Source organism: Tateyamaria omphalii (assembly GCF_001969365.1).
Taxonomy (GTDB): Bacteria; Pseudomonadota; Alphaproteobacteria; order Rhodobacterales; family Rhodobacteraceae; genus Tateyamaria; species Tateyamaria omphalii_A.
In genome coordinates this window covers 538,523-557,394 of sequence record NZ_CP019312.1, presented here as the reverse complement: position 1 = coordinate 557,394, position 18,872 = coordinate 538,523, and the positions used below count along the sequence as shown (strand labels likewise).

Here is an 18,872-nt window from a genome sequence, read left to right as displayed (position 1 = left end):
ATTTCTATGTGAGCCGGTTTTTGCCGACTGTGCCAACGATAGGCGCAAAGTAAAATTTCTGTCAAACTAAAAAGTTAGTAGAAATTTTCCTTTTAACTACAGAACCATACACCTCGAAGCCCCATCCAAAGCCCTTTGAAAGATGCCACGACACCGACAATAGAGCGAGGTCTGGCGGCGTTCGAAAATGATCAGGATCACGCGCCATTTCACAACACGATACCAAATTTCCGGGGCCATCGAGATGTACCAACCTGAACGGACACATCGCGATGTGCAGGTTTTTCGGAATTTTGCAGGCAACCTTTAATTGAATATTAAACGCAAATGCCGTCTTGATACGGGCACTTTTCCAGATGGTTGCAGGAACCACATTAAATGAGACCTCTTCACCTATCGCTGGCGCTTTGGACCTGCGTGGCGACAGCTCTGTACGCCGACGACAGCACACCGACCATTCGCGTGGTCGCTGACGAGTGGCCGCCCTTTTCCGGTGCTGAACTGCCCGAAAAAGGGTTGTCGTTGCATGTCATCTCGGCCGTCTTTGAACATGCTGGCTACGCCGTCGACAGCGATGTCCTGCCTTGGGCGCGCATTATGGACGGTGTGCGGCGCAACGAATACGATGTGGTGGGCAGTCTGTTCTTCGATCCGGACCTGACCGAATTTCTTGAGTATTCGCAGCCATTCTATTCAACGGACATACAACTGGTCCAACGCCGTGGAGAGGGCCACAGGTTTACCAATGTTGGAGCTCTGGCGCCGCACACCATCGCCGTTGGCGACGGTTTTCTGTACGAAGACGAGTTCGACGGCGCGGACCACTTGAACAAGGTCACTGTGACGACAACGCTGCAAGCACTGCAGATGGTCGCCTTTGGCCGCATTGAATTGACGCTGGATAGCGTAGATGTGGTAAATTACGCCATGAACACGCTTGACCCGCCTCTGGCTGATCAACTCGAATTCGTGCCGGGGATCATGACATCGCAAGAGGTGCACATGGCCATGCGAAAGGACTTTCCGAACCGTGACCAAATCCTGTCAGATTTCAACGCGTCCTTGCAGGCGATGCAAAGCGACGGAACGCTTGCCGACATCCTGGCGGTGCATGTTGACCGGTGACAGATGACTTTTGTTCGGACAGCGCTGAAAGACAGGCTGGGTCTGCGCCTTGTGGTCGTGACCCTGCTGGTCAGTACTGTCTTTTCGGCCTTTGCCGCCGGGCTGCAGTTGTATCTCAGCTACCAGCGCCAGGTGGGCGCCGCCTTTCAGATTGTCGACCGTGTCAGTGCGACGTCTGTCGATCCCTTGCAGAATGCTCTTTGGCAATTCGATTTCGACCAGGTAGATATTATCCTGCGTGGCATCCACTCTGATCCGGCCGTTGCCCATGTTGAATTGCAATCCACGACCGGGCACATGTTCGAGTATGGCGATCCTGACTATGTAGAACGGCGCAACGAATTCGATCTGGTCCGTGAGTTGAATGGGCTGAACGAGCCCATTGGTACGCTGACGATTTACCTTTCACTGGACAGTATCTGGGCGGATTTGTGGGCGCAGTTCTTTGCCCTTGTGGCAACCAACTTGATCAAGGCGTATCTGGTCGCCTTTGCCCTATTGCTTTTGTACTACTGGATGGTGACCCGGCATCTGAGGGATGTCGTTCGACAGGTCGACGCGTCAAAATCGCTGTCGGCGCCCCTCAATCTCAGGCTTGATCGCGAACCGCGACAACACACCGATGCCATCGACAGGATCGTCCTGGCGCTGAACGACATGAGCAAGCGTTTGACGCAACAGATCGGCACGCTCGAGAACGAGGTCGCTCAGCGCAAAAGGGCCGAACGCGATGCCGTCAAGGCATCTTTTGCACGCAAACGGTTTCTCGCCAATATGAGCCATGAGGTGCGCACGCCGCTCAACGCAATGATGGGTCTGTTTCAATTGATCGAAATGTCGGATGTGCCGGACCGGCAGAAACAACAGGCTGCAACGGGGCTGGAAGCAGCACAGGTGCTGCTGGCGCAATTGACCAATGTGTTGGAGGTGTCCCGCCTGGAGGCGAATGCCGTCACGTTGCACCCGAAGGAGACAAACCTTGCCGCCATTGCCCAACAGTGGTGCGACACCGCAAACGGATCCGTCAAACGCTATGGCAAGGAGATCGAGGTGTCGGTCAAGGTCGCCGATGATCTGCCAGAAACAGTGGACATGGATGACAAACGGGTCAGCCAGATCGTGCACAACCTGTGCGACAACGCGGCCAAGTTCACGACAAGCGGCGCGCTGCTGATCGACCTGCGTTTGACCCACGATGACGAGGGGGCCGCCGGGATGATCGACATTTCAGTGTCTGACACCGGCCCAGGATTGTCGCCCGAAGATGCCGGCAATGTCTTTGAACGCTTCCTGCAGGTCGATGACAGTCTGACACGCCGCTACAGTGGCACGGGGTTGGGGCTGTCCATCAGCACGGACCTTGCGAAACTGATGGGTGGACACCTTGAGGTTGAAAGCCCGTCGCGTTACTTCGGATACACGACCACGTTCACCCTAAGCATCCCGACGCAGGATATCGAGGAAGCAGCGGCATGACTGCCAGATCAAAAAAGATCCTCTTGGCCGAAGATGACAGCTTTACCCAGTACATGATGGGTGAGATTTTCCAGACGCTTGGCTACGATTTCGAAATCGCCAAGGATGGGCAAGAATGCCAGGACAAGGTGCGGGCCGACCCCGATGCCTATGGCGTTATCCTCATGGACATCCATATGCCCAAGGTATCCGGCGTCGATGCCACCCGCGAGATCCGCAACGCGCTCTCCGACCCGCCGAAGAACATCCCGATCATCGCGGTGACTGCTGACAGCGATTATCACGATGATCGGACCATTACATCGTCCGGCATGAATGGCTATCTGCGCAAACCCATTGTTGCCTCAGAAATCAACGCGATCATCGACCGGTATTGCAAAGCGGACTAGGCCCTGTCAGACGGAAACCGCAGCCAAGAGCTTAGCGCGTTCTACGCCCGACTTTGGCCCTTCCAATTTGACAGCTCCGCGTTCCAGCACCGTGAACCTGTCGCCAAGGTCAAAAGCGAAGTCGAAATACTGCTCGACCAGAACAATCGCCATCTCCCCCCTTTCGCGCAGGGTCGAGATGACGTTGCCGATCTGTTTGATGATGTTGGGTTGGATGCCCTCGGTCGGCTCATCTAGCAACAAAAGCTTGGGGTTGGTCACAAGCGCCCGCGCGATGGCAAGCTGCTGTTGCTGCCCGCCCGAGAGGTCGCCACCGCGGCGGTGGAGGAATTCCTTGAGGATGGGAAACAGCTCGAAAATCTCGGCTGGCACGCGCCGCGCGGCGCGCGGCAGGCAGGCAAATCCGGTTTCCAGATTTTCCTGAACGGTCAGAAAGGGGAAAATCTCGCGCCCCTGTGGGACATATGCGACGCCCCGTTGCGCCAGGGCATGCGCGCTGAGCTTGCCAATCTCTTGCCCGCTCAGCCGGTAGTGCCCGCCGCTGCGCAGATGCGTGCCCGACACCGCCTTGAGCAGACTGGTCTTGCCCACGCCATTGGTGCCCATGACACAGGTCACTTCGCCCGTCCGCGCGACCAGATCAACGCCGCGCAGAATTTCACTGCCGCCGTAGTGCAGCGTCAGACCTTCGATTTCCAGCAAGTTACCGGCCAAGATACACCTCGATCACCGCTTCATCCGACGTGACATGGTCGATGGACCCTTCGGCCAGAACCGACCCTTCGTGCAGGACCGTGACCTTGCAATTCAGGCGGCGCACGAACTCCATGTCGTGTTCCACGACAACAACGGCCCGTGTCTTGGCCGCTTCGACCAGAATGTCGGTCGTGTGTTCGCGCTCGGCCGGGGTCATGCCCGCCGCGGGTTCATCCACGAGCAGCAGTTTGGGTTCCTGTGCCAGCAGCATGCCAATCTCAAGCCATTGCTTTTGGCCATGGCTCAACTCGCCCGATTTGCGATCCAAGGCGGCGGACAACCCGATCTCGTCTGCCAATTCGGCCACGCGGGTATGATCGGCGCGTGAGGCACGGAACCCCAGCACAGCGAGCGGCGAGCGCTTTTTCTTGAGCGCAAGCATCAGGTTTTCGGCAACGGTCTGATCCTCAAACACGGTGGGCCGCTGAAACTTGCGCCCCACCCCGGCCTGCGCGATCTGGCTTTCAGACATGGACAAGAGCGATTGCGACTTGTCGCCCCACAACACGCGGCCTTCGTCGGGGCGCGTCTTGCCCGTCACGATGTCCATGAAGGTCGTCTTGCCAGCGCCGTTGGGTCCGATCACGGCGCGCATCTCGGCCTCGCCGATCTGGAACGTCAGATTGTTGATCGCCTTGAACCCGTCAAAAGACACCGACACGCCCGACACTTCTAGAAGCGAACTCATTTCTCGGCCTCCTTCTCGCGCAGCGCACCGACATCGGGGCCGAGGTCCGCACCGTGCCGGTCCGGTGACCGACGTGCGGCAATCAGGTCAAAGAGACCGCCAAGCCCCTTGGGCGCAAACAGGGTCACCACGACAAAGGACAGGCCCAGCAGCACGGTCCACCAGTTGACCCACTGGATCGTGTAGAAGCCCAGGTTGATGTCGGGCGCCTGACCTCCGGTGAAATAGGTGGACAAGAGTGACACGAAAGCAGCGCCGATCACCGCGCCATAAAGCCGACCGCGGCCCCCGATGGCGACCCAGACGGCAAGGTAGATGGAGGCGATGGGTGCAATCTCTGCCGGGTTGATGATGCCCGCTTGGGGATAGTACAGCGCGCCCGCGATGGCGGCGATCACGGCGGTGAGCGTGAAGACAAAAAGCTTGTAGGCCTCGACCGGGTAGCCCAAAAATCGCACCCGGCTTTCGTCATCGCGGATGGCACGAATGACAGAGCCGAACTTGCCCGACACGACCCACGTGCACAGCACGTAGCCAAGGCCCAGCGCCAGAGCCGACGCCCAGAAAAACCAGATCGACACGGTGGATTGGGGCACGTCGCCCAGCCCCGGCAAGTTTTGCAACCCCGACAGACCGTTGTTGCCGCGCAGGCCGCTGTCGTTCTGAAAGAGATATAGCGCGAGGGCCAATGTCATGGCTTGGGTCAGGATCGACAGGTAAACGCCCGTCACGCGGCTGCGAAAGGCCAGCCAGCCAAAGACCAAGGCCAGCAGGCCCGGCACAAGAACGACGGCGGCGAGTTGCAGCGGCAGCGAGTGTGCGACGGCCCAGATGGGCGGGAACTCGGACGCGCCTACGACGCCGAAAATCTGCGCCGCGATCCCGTCCGATATCTCTTGCACGGTTGGGGGCAAGGGCGCGGCGGAAAGGCTTTGGACCACGATGATTTCCGTGCGCGCATACATGAGCCACATGCCGATGGCATAGCCGCCGATGCCAAAGAACGCCATGTGCCCCAAGCTGAGGATGCCGCAATAGCCCCACACCAGGTCCATGGCGAGCGCCACGAGGCACAGGCACAGCGTCTTGCCCAGCGTTTTGACGAAGCTGGTGGAGATCACACCGATCCCGAACCCTTCGGACAGGATGGTGATGCCAAGGGTGAACAGTGCCAGGCAGCCCAGAAAGACCAAAACGACTGGATAGCGCCGAACGATGGGCTGGCGCGCGGGGGCGAGGGTTGCGTCGGACATTTTATGCCTCCGCCGCGCGGCCCTTGAGGGCGATAATGCCCTTGGGCCGGAACTGGATGAACAGGATGATGAACAGGATCATATAGGTTTGCGCGGCCAGCGTATTTGACGGGTTCAACCACTCGATCCCCTTTTGCAGCGAACCGACCATCGTGGCCCCGAGGAGCGTGCCCCAGATGTTGCCGACCCCGCCGACCACCACGGTCATAAAGGATTGCACGATATAGTCGCTGCCCATCTCGGACGTGACCTTGGCATAAAGCCCGATCGCGACACCCGCGATCCCTGCGATGCCGGAGCCGAATCCGAAGGTCAGCATGTTGATGCGATCGGGGTTGATCCCCATCGACGCGGCCATGCGCGGGTTTTGCGTGACCGCGCGCACCTCGAGCCCGAGCCGGGTGCGGTTCATCACGATCAGGAACAGGGCGAGGAACAGCAGCGCCAGGACGAAGATGGCGATACGGATATAGCTGATCGACACGATGTCGTTGATGACCCAGGAACCGTCCAGCCAACCCGGCGCAGTGAGCGGGCGGGCTTGGGTGCCAAAGATGTTCTTGGCCAGTTGTTGCAGAGCGATTGAGATGCCGAAGGTGGCAAGCAGTGTTTCCAGCGGACGGTGGTAGAGCCAGCGGATCACCAGACGCTCCATCGCGACGCCGGCGCCGAAAGTGACCATGAACGCGAGCGGGATCGCCAGAAGGATGCTGAGCGTGTAGTCGGGTACGAACAGCTGCACGACATAGCCCGTGTAGGCGCCCATCATGATAAACTCGCCATGGGCCATGTTGATGACGCCCATGACACCGAAGGTGATGGCAAGTCCGATGGCGGCGAGGAAGTAGATCGACGCGAGCGACAGCGCATCAAGGCCCAGGTCGATGGTCTGGTTGACCGCCACCTTGTTCTCGATCCCAGTCAGAACAGCCTGCGCGGCCAGTGCAATCGCGGGCGACGCAGCGCTGTAGCGTTCAAAGAAGACGTGGGCCGACAGCGCCTCATCCACTTCGGAGTCGGTGGCGGCAGGCTCGACCGTGCCCTGCTGGACCAAAGCGGCGTAGGCGAGGTCGCGTCCCGCTTCGGTGTCGAGGAAGGCGACCTGGATACCACCGACGGTGCCCCCGTCGATATGTGCAATCAGCGCCGCTTTCTGTGCATCGCGAGAGATGCGTTCGACAGCCAGTTCATTGGACACCAGCAAGGCGTAGGCCGCGTCCACACTTAGCGCGTCGCTTCCGGGGTCGACCTGGCGCACGACATCGGCGTCTTCGGGAAGCGTCGTGCCCACATCCAGCTGCGTGACGACCAGCGGATTAAGCGCTGCCCGCACGTCCACGCCCAGATCGCCCTCAAAGCTTTCGATGGCCGCGATCCGCTCTGCCTCGCCTTCAGCAAACCGGATGGTCAGGATACGCTCCAACCGGTCCATGCGTTGGGCGATGTTCGGGTTGGTCTCGGCCTCGACCACCGCGCGCAGGGCGCCAAGGTGGCTTTCGTCGGCATCGCGTTCGATTGCGTTCAGCGCCGCGATCCGCGCAGCAGGGTCCGGGTCGGTCAATTGAAAGCGGACCAGCGCCGCACCGATCAGACCGCGGATGCCACTATTGGGCTTGAGTTGTTTGTAGTCCCTGTCCTCGAATTCGCCCAGCACGGTGCCAGTGGCGAAATCGAACGTGCGGATCGTACGGCGGTCGATTTCCTCGGCATATACAAAGACACCGGTTTCCTCGTTGAGCCACATTTCCTTGTCGCGCCAGCGCTCCAGCACGGTTTGCGCCTCGTCCAGACCGCTCGCGGCGAGCGCGTCGATGGCCGGGCCAATGGTGCGGCGCGAGCTTTTGGCGATCACCTCGCCATGCTCTTGCAACAAGCGTTGGATCGGGGCCGTGACATCCTGGGCAGACAGTGGCAGTGCGGCCCACGTCACCAGAAGGGACAAAGCCGCAACAAAAAAGCGACGGAAAACCGACATTGGCATCCAATCCTAATAGATGATCGGGGGCGGCAATCCGCCCCCGAAGGGTCTCAGGTCAGTAGTTCGACTTGATCTGTACGCAGCTGGACGTCTCGGTGTTGTACATGCCGCAGCCCAGTTCTTTCCAATCTGATACCAGAACGGCCGATTCAGGCAGGAAGTCTGTCCAGGCATCGCCCGGCACTTCCTCGGTCTCGCTGATGATGTCGAACTGACCGTCTTCCTGGATCTCGCCGATCAGGACCGGCTTGGCCAGGTGGTGGTTCGGCAGCATGACGGCGGTGCCGCCCGTCAGGTTCGGGAACTCCTGGCCGTACATGGCGGTGCGGACCGCATCAACATCGGTGGTGCCCGCTTGGGTCGCGGCGTTCACCCACATGTTAAAGCCGATGTAATGCGCCTCCATCGGGTCGTTGGTCACGCGCTCTTCGCCCATGCGGGCCTTCCACGCCTCAACCCATTCCTCGTTGGCTTCGGTGTCGGCGGACTGGAAGTAATTCCACGCGGCCAGGTGGCCGACCAGGTTCGATGTGTCGAGGCCCGAAAGCTCTTCCTCACCGACCGAGAACGCAACGACCGGGATATCATCTGCAGAGATGCCAGCGGCAGCCAGTTCTTTGTAGAAACCAACATTGGCGTCGCCGTTGATGGTCGAGATGACGCCGACCTTCTTGCCGTCAGCACCCAGTGCCACGACGTCCGCCACGATCTTGGACCAGTCCGAATGACCGAAAGGCGTGTAGTTGACGAAGATGTCTTCGGCAGGAATACCCTTCTGCTGCAGGTAGGATTCCAGGATGTTGTTCGTGGTGCGCGGATAGACGTAGTCGGTGCCCAAAAGCGCGAATTTCTCGACTTCCAGTTCTTCGAGGAAGTAGTCGGTCGCCGGGATCGCCTGCTGGTTGGGCGCGGCACCGGTGTAGAACACGTTTTTCGAGCTTTCTTCGCCCTCGTACTGAACGGGGTAGAACAGCAGCCCGTTCAACTCTTCGATCACGGGCAGGACGGATTTGCGGCTGACGGACGTCCAGTTGCCAAAGATCACATCGACTTCGTGCACGGTCAGCAGTTCGCGCGCCTTTTCGGCAAAGAGCGGCCAGTCGGAGGCCGGGTCGACCACCACCGCCTCAAGCTGGCAGCCCAGAACACCACCGGCGGCATTTTGCTGCTCGATCAGCATTTCCATCGTGTCCTTGAGCGTGGTTTCCGAAATCGCCATTGTCCCCGAAAGCGAATGCAGAACACCGACCTTGATTGGGCAGTCTTGAGCTGCGGCAGGCAGAGCGGCCATCATGGCCAAAGCCGCGGTTGTTGTGAGTAGTGTCTTAGACATCGCGTGTCCCCTTGCGTGTCGCGCAGGGCGTTGCATTCGGAATTCCGAACATCCATATGCCCCCCTACGCATCTGATGCGGAGTGCGGTGGTGTTTTTTGGTTTCCTACGCCAACACCATCGCACGAACTTGGGCCGTCTAGCCCGCCGCAAGTGGTATCGTTCTCGTCCGTACTCTCACGCGTTACCGCACAATTAATGAGCCAAATCGGTCCACCTTGCGCTGTTTTTATGCGCAAAACTCGAATTCGCACAAATTTTCAGCGCAAATAACGTCAAGAACTGAATTGTGTTCGCTCGGGTCCCATTCAAGCCGACAGTTGGTGCGGCCCAAATGTCTATGACCATAGGGGTTTTAGGCACAGACCCACGGTATCATGCCGCAGCAGCGGAGCCATCTTGTGTCACGCCCAACCGCAGCGGCGCGCCCAGTTTCAACTGCGCCTCTCTGTCAGACGTCACGATAAGAACCGCCGCACCTATGCTTTCGAAATGGGCCAGCGCGTCGGCAAGCGCTGCACCCTCCAATCCGATCTCATCGGCGTCAATCAACGCAAGGTCGGGGCGGGCAATCAACCCACGTGCCAGAAACAGGCGCCCGCGTTCGGTCGCGGTCAGGTTGCGCCGCCCTTCGGCCACCTTGCCGTCCAAACCGCCAAGCCGCGCGGCAGTGACGCACAGGCCCGCGCGGCGGATCACATCGTGCAGGGCATCATCTTTGGGGTTGCGGCCTGTGCCAAGGGTCAGTTCACGGCGCAACGATCCTTTCAGTGTCGGCGCGTGCGCTCCAAGATACAGGATGCGACCACCACGCAGCGCTTCGGGCGCGCTGCCCAGCACAGTCAGGGTCCCGTCGCTTGGCGGCGCTTCGAACCCGGCCAGGGTCATAAGCAACCGGCTCTTGCCGCTGCTGGCCGGGCCGCACAGGCGCCGTATCGCGCCGCGCGGCAGGTGTAGATCAACGGGCGCTGTACCGGGCCATTGCAGGCCTTCCAAGTCGATGGCCGGCGCCTTCGGGTCCGCCTTTTTCTTTTTGACGGTGGGCATCCGGGGGGCCGACAGGGCCGCATCCAGTTTCGCACGGGCGACGCCAAAAGCCTTTTGCCTGTCGCGCGCATCCGCGAGATGGCGGAGCGGCCAGACAACAAGGGCAAGTGACGTAAGCGCAGCAACAGCGTCGGCGACGCCAAGGCCCAGGTCCAGACAGACCCACAGGCACAGGGCACCTGCGATACCGGCGGCAGCGTCAGGCATGGCGCGCACCGTCTCCGCCAGCCAGGCACGCCACACCGCGGCGCGCGCGATCTTGCCCGACTTGGCGTCAAGCGCGCGCAGCTCGGTCTTGACCCGGCCAGAGCGGCGCAGGGCAATGCCTTGCGGCAGACGTTCGGCCATATCCGCTGCCATTCGGGCCCGTTTGGACCGAAGGGTTGCATGGGCGTCCGCCAAGGGACGGCCCAGCCAGAAGATGGCCACCATGACGATCCCAATGGGAACAGCAGCGACAAGCGCGAGGCGCGGCTCAAGCCAGTAGAGGATGAGAAAGGCCGCGGGAATCGTCGCCCCGGCCGAGATGAAACGCACAAGACCCCGCGCAACCCAGCCTTTGAAGGCCGTCAGGTCGCCAACATAGCGCAGGGCTGTCGCGCCAGCACGGCGGCGCGCCATGGCACTGGCGGGCACCTTGGTCATGTGAAGAAACAGGGTGCGGCGGATCGCAGCCGCATAGCTTTGGCCGGTGCGCTCACCAATCGCCCCTTCGGCCGAGCGCAGCGCGAAAATCGCAAAGCCCGCCAGGACCATCGCCACAAGGGCCTGCATGGGAACAACACCGCTGCCATCCCGCAACGCGCCAATCACGTCGCGGGTCGCAAAGGCGGTCACAACCATGGTGACCGCCTGTCCGATCGCCAGGCAGACCAAGGCGCACAGCCCCATCCACCGGCGATCGGCTGTTATGGCCGGTCTGCGGCTCATGCCACATGCTCCGGGCGGGCATCCGACAGCAAATTGTGCAGCGAACCGGCGGTTGCCGGGTCCGACAGGTCCTCACGCGACAGAACCGGCAGGCCAAGCGTTTCCGCTTCGCGCGCTGCAAGCGGTGCCTGGGTCATCAGGCCGGTCTGTGCAATCGGCGTGATGCCGTGTTCCGCGAGCCAGGCCAGCGCGCCGCGCGATGCCAGCGCGCCAGGTGCGGCCAACACAAAGGCATCGAACAGGGCGCAGTAGTTCGCGCGGCTCAGCAGCTCAGCCGTCTCAACCTGGCTGACCCCGTCGGCAAGCTCGACAACCGCGACGTCGCAATCCGATGCGGCAGACAGAAGGGTGCGGGTCAGCGCTTCGATCTTGTCCACCGGCTGCCGGAAGGTCGAGGCGAAGCCTGCATCCGTGAAGTCGAGCGTGCGCGCGGCACCTGCCGCTTCGTATTGGTGCACATCGCCAAAGGATCCCGTGCCCGTGGCCTTGATCGCTGCCACCTTGTCACCGTGGCGCGTGAATCCGTTGACCAACCCGGCAGCAGCTGCGGTTTTGCCTGCGTTCATGCCGGTGCCGAGCACACCGATCACCCGTGCAGGCGCTGGCCCGTGGTTTGACGCAAGGGCGAATTGATCAAGGTTCAGAACTTTGCCGTCGGCATCCGCAAGACGTCCGATCACGGACAGGCTTGTCGGGCACTTTACTCGGCCATTGCGCGACAGCATCGTACCGATAACGCCGCCACCAGCCAGCAGGTCTGCGCCGTCGGTTGAGATTTCTGCAATGCCTTCGAACTGATCCTCGGCAAAGCGGTCGCCGCAGGCCAGCACGATGCGGTCCTTGGGATAAAGCGCCGAATAGCGCCCGTCGCTCAGCTGCAGTCGCTTGTGGCTGCCAATCTCCTGAACTTCGGCCAGCACAAGATCGCCGGACCGCGCAGCACTCAGGTCTCCATCCAGTTTCTGCACAGCCCCACGGCGCACGCGGCGTGTGACAAAGCTCCATTTGGCACCCGCGATCTGCGGGCCCGCGTCGGTATTCATATCAAGAAGATGCATCATGCCACCTTTTCAAGTTGGTCCTGCCCGCGAAAGGGCAGGGTTTGGGTTTGGGAAGTGAAGTCAGGGACAAAGGCGCGATCCAGCCGCGCATTCGCAACACAGTCGGAAAAGCTGTGAACGCAATTTGGCATCAGCTCGAAGGACACGCGCGGTTGTACGCCGACCCGTCGTGCTGCACGGATGACCGCGGCACTCCAGCGCCGCGCACGGGCCACCCGGTGCGGGCCTTGCGCCGCATTGACCTCAGGGTCCTGGCGCAGGTTGCGGTCCAGTTGAACATCCAGGGCACCGACCGAGACACGGATGTCGCGATCAAGGAAGCGTTTGAGGTTGGCCCGCAAACGAAACTCCCGCCCGTTAAAGCCCCCACCGATCGCCAGCGGAAATGAAGCGCGCGCATCGGGAAAGGTCCACCAGCCCGGCGCCACGAGGCACAGCCCCGCGACATGGTTAGGGTGCAGCCATGCAAAGCGGTGCGCGAATTGTGCCCCGCCGGAAAAGCCCGACAGATCCGGCCGTCCGTGTCCGATGACACCGTCGTCCCGCAGCACGCGCAGCAGAGACAGCAGCGCCCAGTCCGACCGTTGCTTGCAGGCCGCGCGCTGATAACGGCGCCAGGACGTCCGGTCGAAGATCGGCAGGATAATGGTACGACCGGTCACGTCGGCCCGCGGCGCGAGCAGATTGGCCATCACCTCCGTCTCGCGGTTCAGGCCGTGGACGGCAACGACTGGGGGCTGACCGCTGCTGCCCGCGTCGGGGTGAATCACCCAGGCGCTTGGAACAGCGCCCGGAATACCGTGGCGAAAGTGAATACGTGACATCGTTCAGGCCGCCTTTTCAAGCTTGGCACGCGCGCTTTCGGTCGCGGCAGCGGCCTTGGCGCGCATGTCTGCGGGCAGCAGATCAAAGATGATGTGGACGCGATCCTCGTCACCATCGTTGAACGCTTCGTGCATCTGGTCGTTGTCAAACCACCACAGCTCACCCTCTTTCATCCGGATCTCTTCATCACCGGCCTTCAGCCAGGACCCGGAGGACGATTTCAGAACAAAGTGATAGCGACCGCGGAACCGGTAATATTCGCCCCGGTCGATATGCGGATAGACGCGGCGACCCGCAGGCAGGCAAACGATCTTGGCTCGGCTCATGTCCGCGTCGAGTTCGTTGGCCACATCCTCGATAAAGGCGCGAGCGACGGGAAACCTGATGGAGCCCGTGGTCCAGCGGCTTTCGTGCACATCCCGACGATTGCGGCCAAGCAGCATCGACTTGCGCAAACCCCGCAGAGGAATGGCCAGCGCCTCGCGTTGCACGGCGATCTTGTCCTGGCGGCCCGTTGCCTGCGCCCATGCGTCATCAACGCTGGCGATTTCGTTGAGGAACGGCGTGACGTCGACGTCGCTCCGAATCCTTTTGAAATACTTCATGTCTTTCTCCTTGCTGCTGTGCACGAACCCCTGCGGCGCGTGCTGTGAAAATGAGGGGGGCACCGGGTGTGCGCCGGATTGTTCCAAAACGTGGAACAGGCGCTGGCATTTCGAACCGCACAGGGCGGCGTGCGGGCAACGGGGGACGGGATGAAGGGTGTTGCACATCACGCGACCGCCTTCTGCTGATCGTGGCGTGCAATGATGCACCCGGTCAAAAACGCCCGAGGTCCGCAGGCCCAGACCTCGGTGTGCTGCGCGCCAAAGGCCAAAAACAGGTTCGTGAGTGATGGCGTCGCAGCGTGAGCAATGGTGTTCAGGTTCAGTGGCATGAGCGATCAACCTTTCTATTTCACGGCGACGTGATGCGCCGTTGGTTGATCAACAGATTGTGCACCGGTCATACCGGGTCGATAGATTACCGGTTTACGAACTGGTCAAACCGGCGCCTATACCTTTAGTTTACGGCGTTGGGACAAGAGCCATTATTCTTCAAACAACTGCAAACAAAAGGATTTTTACCTAAATCACCTGTACAGGCCGATGGTTGAGAGCAAGAAGAAACCTGCCTGCCTTCGGCAGCCAAATGCCTTTGGAAACCGACCGTACATCAGGGGTTTATGCGGGGTTTACGCAGACACAGTTTTCAGCGGTTCCGGGTACTTGAGAAATGTCAATTCGAGGCCGCGGAAGGGCTGCAAACAGTGGCCGTGACCAGCACATCGGCGCTGTCGAAGCACTAGTCGAACTACGTGAATGATGTCCCAGGGCGGGCGCGTACCGCAGACTTTCTGACGACAGATCGCCCATAGGTAGTTCCGCCCCATTTCGCCGCAGCGCTCTCATCACGCATAAATGTCTGATTTATAAACTTTTCATTGGCGACCTGTGCGCCGACATGCATCACCCATCCCTTGAAACGCTGCAAACCTGTCCGAAGAGGTGGGACCACTTCAGCCGAGCGTACAGAACGAGCAGAAGACACCACCGGGAAGCTGGATGGGGCCAAAGACCGATACGCGTTTTTGAAACGGGAACGAAGTGAGGCCCTGTAGCGCAAGATATAAAGTGGCGCATGACAAATGCGCCGCGATCCTCAGTTAACAGCGATAAGCTTGGCAATAGATGGAGCGGAAATCAGGCTTCCTCTGCAATCACAATCCAAACATTGCAAAGCGTTACAGAGCGGACACAGACATGCCAACTTTGCCGCTACATCCAAATCGGCGGCTCACCCAGTCTTTTCGTTGGGTCATACAAGTGTCGCAACGAGCCTAGGAATTCCTTGAGAACAGGTTTGGAGTCCATCAAAGTTAGGTATCGTCCCGTCTCATGGAGGCAAACATCATTGAAGTGAGCGTGTACTTAGGAGAAACGCAGCGTTCATGGCGCCGATGTCTGCACGTTACAAAGAGCAAGTGCGCATATGTCCTTACGACAAACTTTTGAACCTGCCGTCAAGCCGGATCGGCGCCGCACCGGTTAGGTGGCCCTCAGCGGCAGGTAGATGTCGGCACTTGTGAAGCCCAGGGTTAGTTCAGCAAGAAACATCCGGGTGATCGAGATGGCAACAGAGCAAAGGTCGACGTGGCTTGCTTGTACCCTCCACGCCAGCCATTCGGTGACACATCCCACAACCTGTTGCGACTTCGCGGCCCGCGCCGCGTGAGCGCCGTCTTCGATCTTGGTGGTCAGGGAGATACCGGCGGGCCAGCATGACGATCTTGTTGTAGAGAGAAAGATGCAATCGACGCGGGTGCATTGTGGGTCAATGTCTGCACGCTCCCGGGTCCTGCCGTCGTCCGCACCGAAACGCGCGCCCGATGCCCATTGAGCTTCGGACGCGCGGTGAGCGTTGAGGGTTTGGGACGCCTAGAACAGGAAGTCGTCCGTGGTCAGGGAGATGCCCGCGCCGTCGAGGCGGATGTTGCCATCGGACTGGCCATCGCCATCAAGGTCGATATTCAGCACGGTGCCTGTGTTCCCGATCACCTGCTGGATCTCACCTGCAGTGCCGGAGAAGTTGCCGTTGCCGATAAAGACCAGGTCGTCGGACAAACCGGACAGGTCCAGCACGTCCTCGCCGCTGTCGAAATCCGTCACCCTGGCCACGCGGGCGCCGTCGTCGAAGAGGTTCGCATCGTCAAAGACGAAGGTGTCGGACCCGCTGCCGCCGCGCAAGAAGTCAACACCCTCGGACGCGATCAGCCGGTCGTCGCCGCTGCCGCCGCGCACGACGTCACGGCCAGCGCCACCATTCAGCACATCGTCTCCGGCGCCGCCAAGCAGGTTGTCGTCGCCCGCGCCACCGTCAAGAGTGTCGGCACCGTCACGGCCAGACAGGACATCGTTGCCCTCGCCACCCAGGAACGTGTCGTCGCCGCTGCCACCGGTGATGGTGTCATCACCCTCGCGGCCCTCGACCTCAATGTTGAGCGCGGCTGTCGCGCCATTGATGACGTCGTTGCCGGTGCCGCCGTTGATGTCGAGCTGTTCAACATCCAGGTCCAGGGTGAAGTTGCCCAGGTTGGTACGCTCGAACGCGGTCCGGTCGCCATCTGCAGAGATCGTGACCAGGTTGGCGGCATCTTCGGCCAGGTGGACCATTTGCGTGTCGTAGCCGTCGCCACCATCCACAGTGTCCGATCCATCGCCATTGCGCCAGACCGCGCGGTCATTGCCTGCACCGAGGTCGATGACGTCTTCACCGGTGTTGCCCGCAACGATGTCGTTGCCCTCATCACCGATAATTGTATCGTCGCCCTCGCCGCCGGTAATCGTATCGCGACCTTCTCCGCCTTCCAAGAAGTCGTCGCCGTCACGGCCATTCAGCCGGTCATTGCCGTCGCGGCCGCGCAGGCGGTTGTCCTGCTGATCGCCGGAGATCTCGTCGTTCAAGTTGGAGCCGGACACGTTCTCAATGTTGAGAAGCACGTCGCCTTGAGCGTCGCCACCCGACTGGGTGCCCTCACGCATGTCGATCTCCACCCCTTCGTCGGACCCTATATAGTCGGCCGTGTCGATGCCTGCGCCACCGTCAACCGTGTCAGCACCTGTACCGCTGCGGAAGATCGTATTCTGGCTGTCACCGATGAAGAGATCGTTGAAATCTGACCCTTCGATGACTTCGATGTCGAAGAAGCTGTCACCATCGGCAGCGCCAACGCCCGAGTTCGGTGCCTTCATGTTCAATGTGATGGCGGACGTCTCGTTGCGATAGGAAACGACATCAAACCCGTTGCCCCCGATGTGAATATCCAGACCGGCTCCGCCGAAGAAAAAATCGTTGCCATTGCCGCCGATCTGGATGTCATTGCCCGTGCCGCCAAGGAAGAGGTCGTTGCCGTCGCCACCGTCCAGCACATCGTTGCCAGCATCACCGATCAGGCGGTCATCGCCTTCACCACCACTGATCTCGTCCTGGTCGTTGCCGCCGATTAGGCTGTCGTTGCCGTTGCCGCCGCGGATCGTGTCGTCACCGCTGCCACCGGTGATGGAGTCATTGCCGTCCTCACCAAAGAACTGGTTGGCGCGGCCGTCGCCGTCCAGCGTGTCGCCAAAGGCCGAACCGATGATACCGTCGATCCCGCTGATCTGGTCACCCTCTGCGTGGCCCCCCGAAGCGGTTCTGGCCGCAATGTTCACCGCAACGGCTGCGTCGGATGCGGAGTAGTCGGCGACATCTTCGCCACTACCGCCGTTCAGAATGTCGGCGCCTTCACCGCCGATAAGCAGATCATCATTGTCTCCGCCGAATAGGCTATCATCGCCTTCGCCACCGTTCAGTGTGTCCTTGCCATTGTCGCCTTCAAGGCGGTCATCGCCTTCCAAACCGGACAAGTCGTCATTGCCGCTGCCGCCGTCAAGGCTGTCATTGCCGGTCGAGCCGATCATGACATCACGGTCGCTTTCGCCGATGACACGGATGATGTCATTGTCGGTGAACCCGATAAACTCGATTTGCGAAAGGTCCACATCGGCGCCATCCATGACGATGGCAATGTCGACCGCCGTGTCGCCGCTGCCATTGTTGATGCGGATGCGTTCGATATCATCAAGCTGCGACGAGTTGATGTTGAAGCCCTTGCGGCCGCTGGTGCTGTCGTTGATCAGGATGTCTTCGAAGCCCGAGATCGTGTCGTTGCGGAATTCTTGGAACTCGCGCAATTCGAGCGTGTCGAAACCGTCGCCACCGTCAAGCCCGACGTTGTTACGGTCTTCTTCGAGGCGCAGACGGTCGTTGAAGGCCGACCCGATGAAGCCGTCGATGCCGGAAAAGGTGTCGCCCTCGGCGTCGCCGCCGACACCGATGCCCCGGTTCAGGCTAACGATCACGCGCTCGGCGGAGTCGGCGTAGCTGACGGTGTCACGATTGTCGCCGCCGTTCAGTTCATCCGCGCCCGCGCCGCCAATCAGAATGTCATCGCCGTTGCCGCCAAAGATCGTGTCATCGCCGTCGCCACCATCGACCGTGTCGTTGCCGCTTCGGGCCTCGATCCGGTCGTTCTGTGTCGATCCGACGATAAAATCAGCGTCGTTCTCACCTTGGACCCGAATGGTGTCGTTGCGGTCAAAACCGGTGAAGTTGATGCCAGACAGGTCAGCGTTGACGCCGTTTTCCATGTCGAAAAAGAGGTCAACATCGCCCGAGAAGCTGCGGACATTGATCTCTTCCAGGTCAGCAAGCTGATCGGACTTGATATCGAAGCCGACGCGCCCAGAGGTGGAATCGGCAATAACGATACGCTCGAAGTTCAAAAGCGTGTCGTTGCGGAGATCCTGAAACTCGTTGAGAAACAGGGAGTCGAAACCGTCGCCACCGTCGAAGAACAAGTTGCTGCGGTTGGCGTTCACATCGAGCCGGTCGTTGAAATCGGACCCGATAAAGCCGTCGATGTTATCCAGCCTGTCACCCTCTGCATGCCCGCCGGTGCCGACACCAAAGTTAAGACCGATGCGCACACCCTCGTCAGAATTCGCGTAGCTGACAATGTCGTCTCCGCCGCGGCCATCGATGAAGTCCGCGCCCGCTCCGCCGTCGATTGTGTCTTGGCCGTCACCGCCATTGATGCTGTCGTCGCCGTCGCCACCGAACAGCAGATCATTGCCGCCGTCGCCAAAGATCGTGTCGTTGCCACCAAATCCGTTGACCGTGTCATTGCCTCCGTTTGCATCAATGTTGTCCGCGTCATTCGTCCCGTTCAAAATTTCCGAAGTATTGTCACCGTTAATATTGGCCATCTGTCTTGTCCCTATGTTGGTGCCCAAATGGGCGTTGGATATGGATGGGTCGGTGGACCTCCGCATTCGGTTCAAACTTTTTTGACCTTGGGGAAACTGGCCGCTCCCTGCCGGGTCGCGGCGGCATCGGCAAAAGCCATTGAATCGGGCATACGGCCATGTAAGG

14 protein-coding genes are annotated in these 18,872 nt (G+C 60.2%); 3 read left to right on the top strand and 11 right to left on the bottom strand.

The genetic code is table 11. The features are described from left to right. Positions 1 to 378 precede the first annotated feature (378 nt). The 3 genes from BWR18_RS02705 to BWR18_RS02695 are packed head-to-tail and all read left to right on the top strand — an operon-like array spanning position 379 to position 2,990. Positions 379 to 1,125, top strand: a complete 747-nt coding sequence (locus BWR18_RS02705; protein WP_076626590.1) for a substrate-binding periplasmic protein — start codon at positions 379 to 381, stop codon at positions 1,123 to 1,125. 3 nt (positions 1,126 to 1,128) lie between these two features. Next, positions 1,129 to 2,601: a sensor histidine kinase gene (locus tag BWR18_RS02700; RefSeq protein ID WP_076626589.1), complete on the top strand. Its 1,473-nt coding sequence runs from the start codon at positions 1,129 to 1,131 to the stop codon at positions 2,599 to 2,601. Continuing rightward, positions 2,598 to 2,990, top strand: a complete 393-nt coding sequence (locus BWR18_RS02695; RefSeq protein WP_076626588.1) for a response regulator — start codon at positions 2,598 to 2,600, stop codon at positions 2,988 to 2,990. Before BWR18_RS02700 ends, BWR18_RS02695 begins: the two co-directional genes overlap by 4 nt. Positions 2,991 to 2,996: 6 nt before the next feature. Here the strand turns inward: BWR18_RS02695 and urtE are convergent, their stop codons facing one another. The 11 genes from urtE to BWR18_RS02645 form a co-directional block, all read right to left on the bottom strand. Beyond that, positions 2,997 to 3,704, bottom strand: a complete 708-nt coding sequence (gene urtE / locus BWR18_RS02690) for an urea ABC transporter ATP-binding subunit UrtE (protein ID WP_076626587.1) — start codon at positions 3,702 to 3,704, stop codon at positions 2,997 to 2,999. Next, on the bottom strand, positions 3,694 to 4,434 hold the full coding sequence (gene urtD / locus BWR18_RS02685) for an urea ABC transporter ATP-binding protein UrtD (RefSeq protein ID WP_076626586.1): 741 nt from the start codon (positions 4,432 to 4,434) through the stop codon (positions 3,694 to 3,696). Before urtD ends, urtE begins: the two co-directional genes overlap by 11 nt. Continuing rightward, the gene (gene urtC / locus BWR18_RS02680; protein WP_076626585.1) at positions 4,431 to 5,687 is read right to left on the bottom strand and encodes an urea ABC transporter permease subunit UrtC; all 1,257 of its coding nucleotides are present in this window, start codon (positions 5,685 to 5,687) and stop codon (positions 4,431 to 4,433) included. Before urtC ends, urtD begins: the two co-directional genes overlap by 4 nt. Before the next feature lies 1 nt (position 5,688). Beyond that, the gene (gene urtB, locus BWR18_RS02675) at positions 5,689 to 7,662 is read right to left on the bottom strand and encodes an urea ABC transporter permease subunit UrtB (RefSeq protein ID WP_076626584.1); all 1,974 of its coding nucleotides are present in this window, start codon (positions 7,660 to 7,662) and stop codon (positions 5,689 to 5,691) included. 58 nt (positions 7,663 to 7,720) lie between these two features. Then, entirely contained in the window at positions 7,721 to 8,998 is a 1,278-nt protein-coding gene (gene urtA / locus BWR18_RS02670) for an urea ABC transporter substrate-binding protein (protein WP_157598633.1), read from the bottom strand. Between the two features lie 374 nt (positions 8,999 to 9,372). After that, positions 9,373 to 10,974: an ABC transporter transmembrane domain-containing protein gene (locus tag BWR18_RS02665; protein WP_076626582.1), complete on the bottom strand. Its 1,602-nt coding sequence runs from the start codon at positions 10,972 to 10,974 to the stop codon at positions 9,373 to 9,375. Then, on the bottom strand, positions 10,971 to 12,035 hold the full coding sequence (locus BWR18_RS02660; protein ID WP_076626581.1) for a hypothetical protein: 1,065 nt from the start codon (positions 12,033 to 12,035) through the stop codon (positions 10,971 to 10,973). Before BWR18_RS02660 ends, BWR18_RS02665 begins: the two co-directional genes overlap by 4 nt. Continuing rightward, a complete protein-coding gene (locus tag BWR18_RS02655; RefSeq protein ID WP_157598632.1) occupies positions 12,032 to 12,859 on the bottom strand; it encodes an alpha/beta fold hydrolase in 828 nt (275 codons plus the stop codon). The genes BWR18_RS02660 and BWR18_RS02655 overlap by 4 nt, the downstream gene beginning before the upstream one ends. Positions 12,860 to 12,862: 3 nt before the next feature. After that, the gene (locus BWR18_RS02650) at positions 12,863 to 13,465 is read right to left on the bottom strand and encodes an aspartyl/asparaginyl beta-hydroxylase domain-containing protein (RefSeq protein ID WP_172839347.1); all 603 of its coding nucleotides are present in this window, start codon (positions 13,463 to 13,465) and stop codon (positions 12,863 to 12,865) included. A 167-nt stretch (positions 13,466 to 13,632) separates the two neighbouring features. Beyond that, a complete protein-coding gene (locus BWR18_RS21560) occupies positions 13,633 to 13,797 on the bottom strand; it encodes a hypothetical protein (RefSeq protein WP_157598631.1) in 165 nt (54 codons plus the stop codon). 1,540 nt (positions 13,798 to 15,337) lie between these two features. Continuing rightward, positions 15,338 to 18,706 carry a calcium-binding protein gene (locus BWR18_RS02645; RefSeq protein ID WP_076626578.1) on the bottom strand — a complete coding sequence of 1,123 codons (3,369 nt, stop codon included), beginning with the start codon at positions 18,704 to 18,706 and terminating at the stop codon, positions 15,338 to 15,340. Between the last annotated feature and the right edge of the window lie 166 nt (positions 18,707 to 18,872).

What these genes read in the sequence shown, in the direction of transcription:
- BWR18_RS02695 (WP_076626588.1), top strand. Translation starts at nt 2,598, where the DNA reads ATGACTGCCAGATCAAAAAAGATCCTCTTGGCCGAAGATGACAGCTTT.
- BWR18_RS21560 (WP_157598631.1), bottom strand. Translation starts at nt 13,797, where the DNA reads ATGCCACTGAACCTGAACACCATTGCTCACGCTGCGACGCCATCACTC.
- BWR18_RS02705 (WP_076626590.1), top strand. Translation starts at nt 379, where the DNA reads ATGAGACCTCTTCACCTATCGCTGGCGCTTTGGACCTGCGTGGCGACA.
- urtA (WP_157598633.1), bottom strand. Translation starts at nt 8,998, where the DNA reads ATGTCTAAGACACTACTCACAACAACCGCGGCTTTGGCCATGATGGCC.
- urtD (WP_076626586.1), bottom strand. Translation starts at nt 4,434, where the DNA reads ATGAGTTCGCTTCTAGAAGTGTCGGGCGTGTCGGTGTCTTTTGACGGG.
- BWR18_RS02665 (WP_076626582.1), bottom strand. Translation starts at nt 10,974, where the DNA reads ATGAGCCGCAGACCGGCCATAACAGCCGATCGCCGGTGGATGGGGCTG.
- urtC (WP_076626585.1), bottom strand. Translation starts at nt 5,687, where the DNA reads ATGTCCGACGCAACCCTCGCCCCCGCGCGCCAGCCCATCGTTCGGCGC.
- urtB (WP_076626584.1), bottom strand. Translation starts at nt 7,662, where the DNA reads ATGTCGGTTTTCCGTCGCTTTTTTGTTGCGGCTTTGTCCCTTCTGGTG.
- BWR18_RS02655 (WP_157598632.1), bottom strand. Translation starts at nt 12,859, where the DNA reads ATGTCACGTATTCACTTTCGCCACGGTATTCCGGGCGCTGTTCCAAGC.
- BWR18_RS02650 (WP_172839347.1), bottom strand. Translation starts at nt 13,465, where the DNA reads ATGAAGTATTTCAAAAGGATTCGGAGCGACGTCGACGTCACGCCGTTC.
- BWR18_RS02660 (WP_076626581.1), bottom strand. Translation starts at nt 12,035, where the DNA reads ATGATGCATCTTCTTGATATGAATACCGACGCGGGCCCGCAGATCGCG.
- BWR18_RS02700 (WP_076626589.1), top strand. Translation starts at nt 1,129, where the DNA reads ATGACTTTTGTTCGGACAGCGCTGAAAGACAGGCTGGGTCTGCGCCTT.
- BWR18_RS02645 (WP_076626578.1), bottom strand. Translation starts at nt 18,706, where the DNA reads ATGGCCAATATTAACGGTGACAATACTTCGGAAATTTTGAACGGGACG.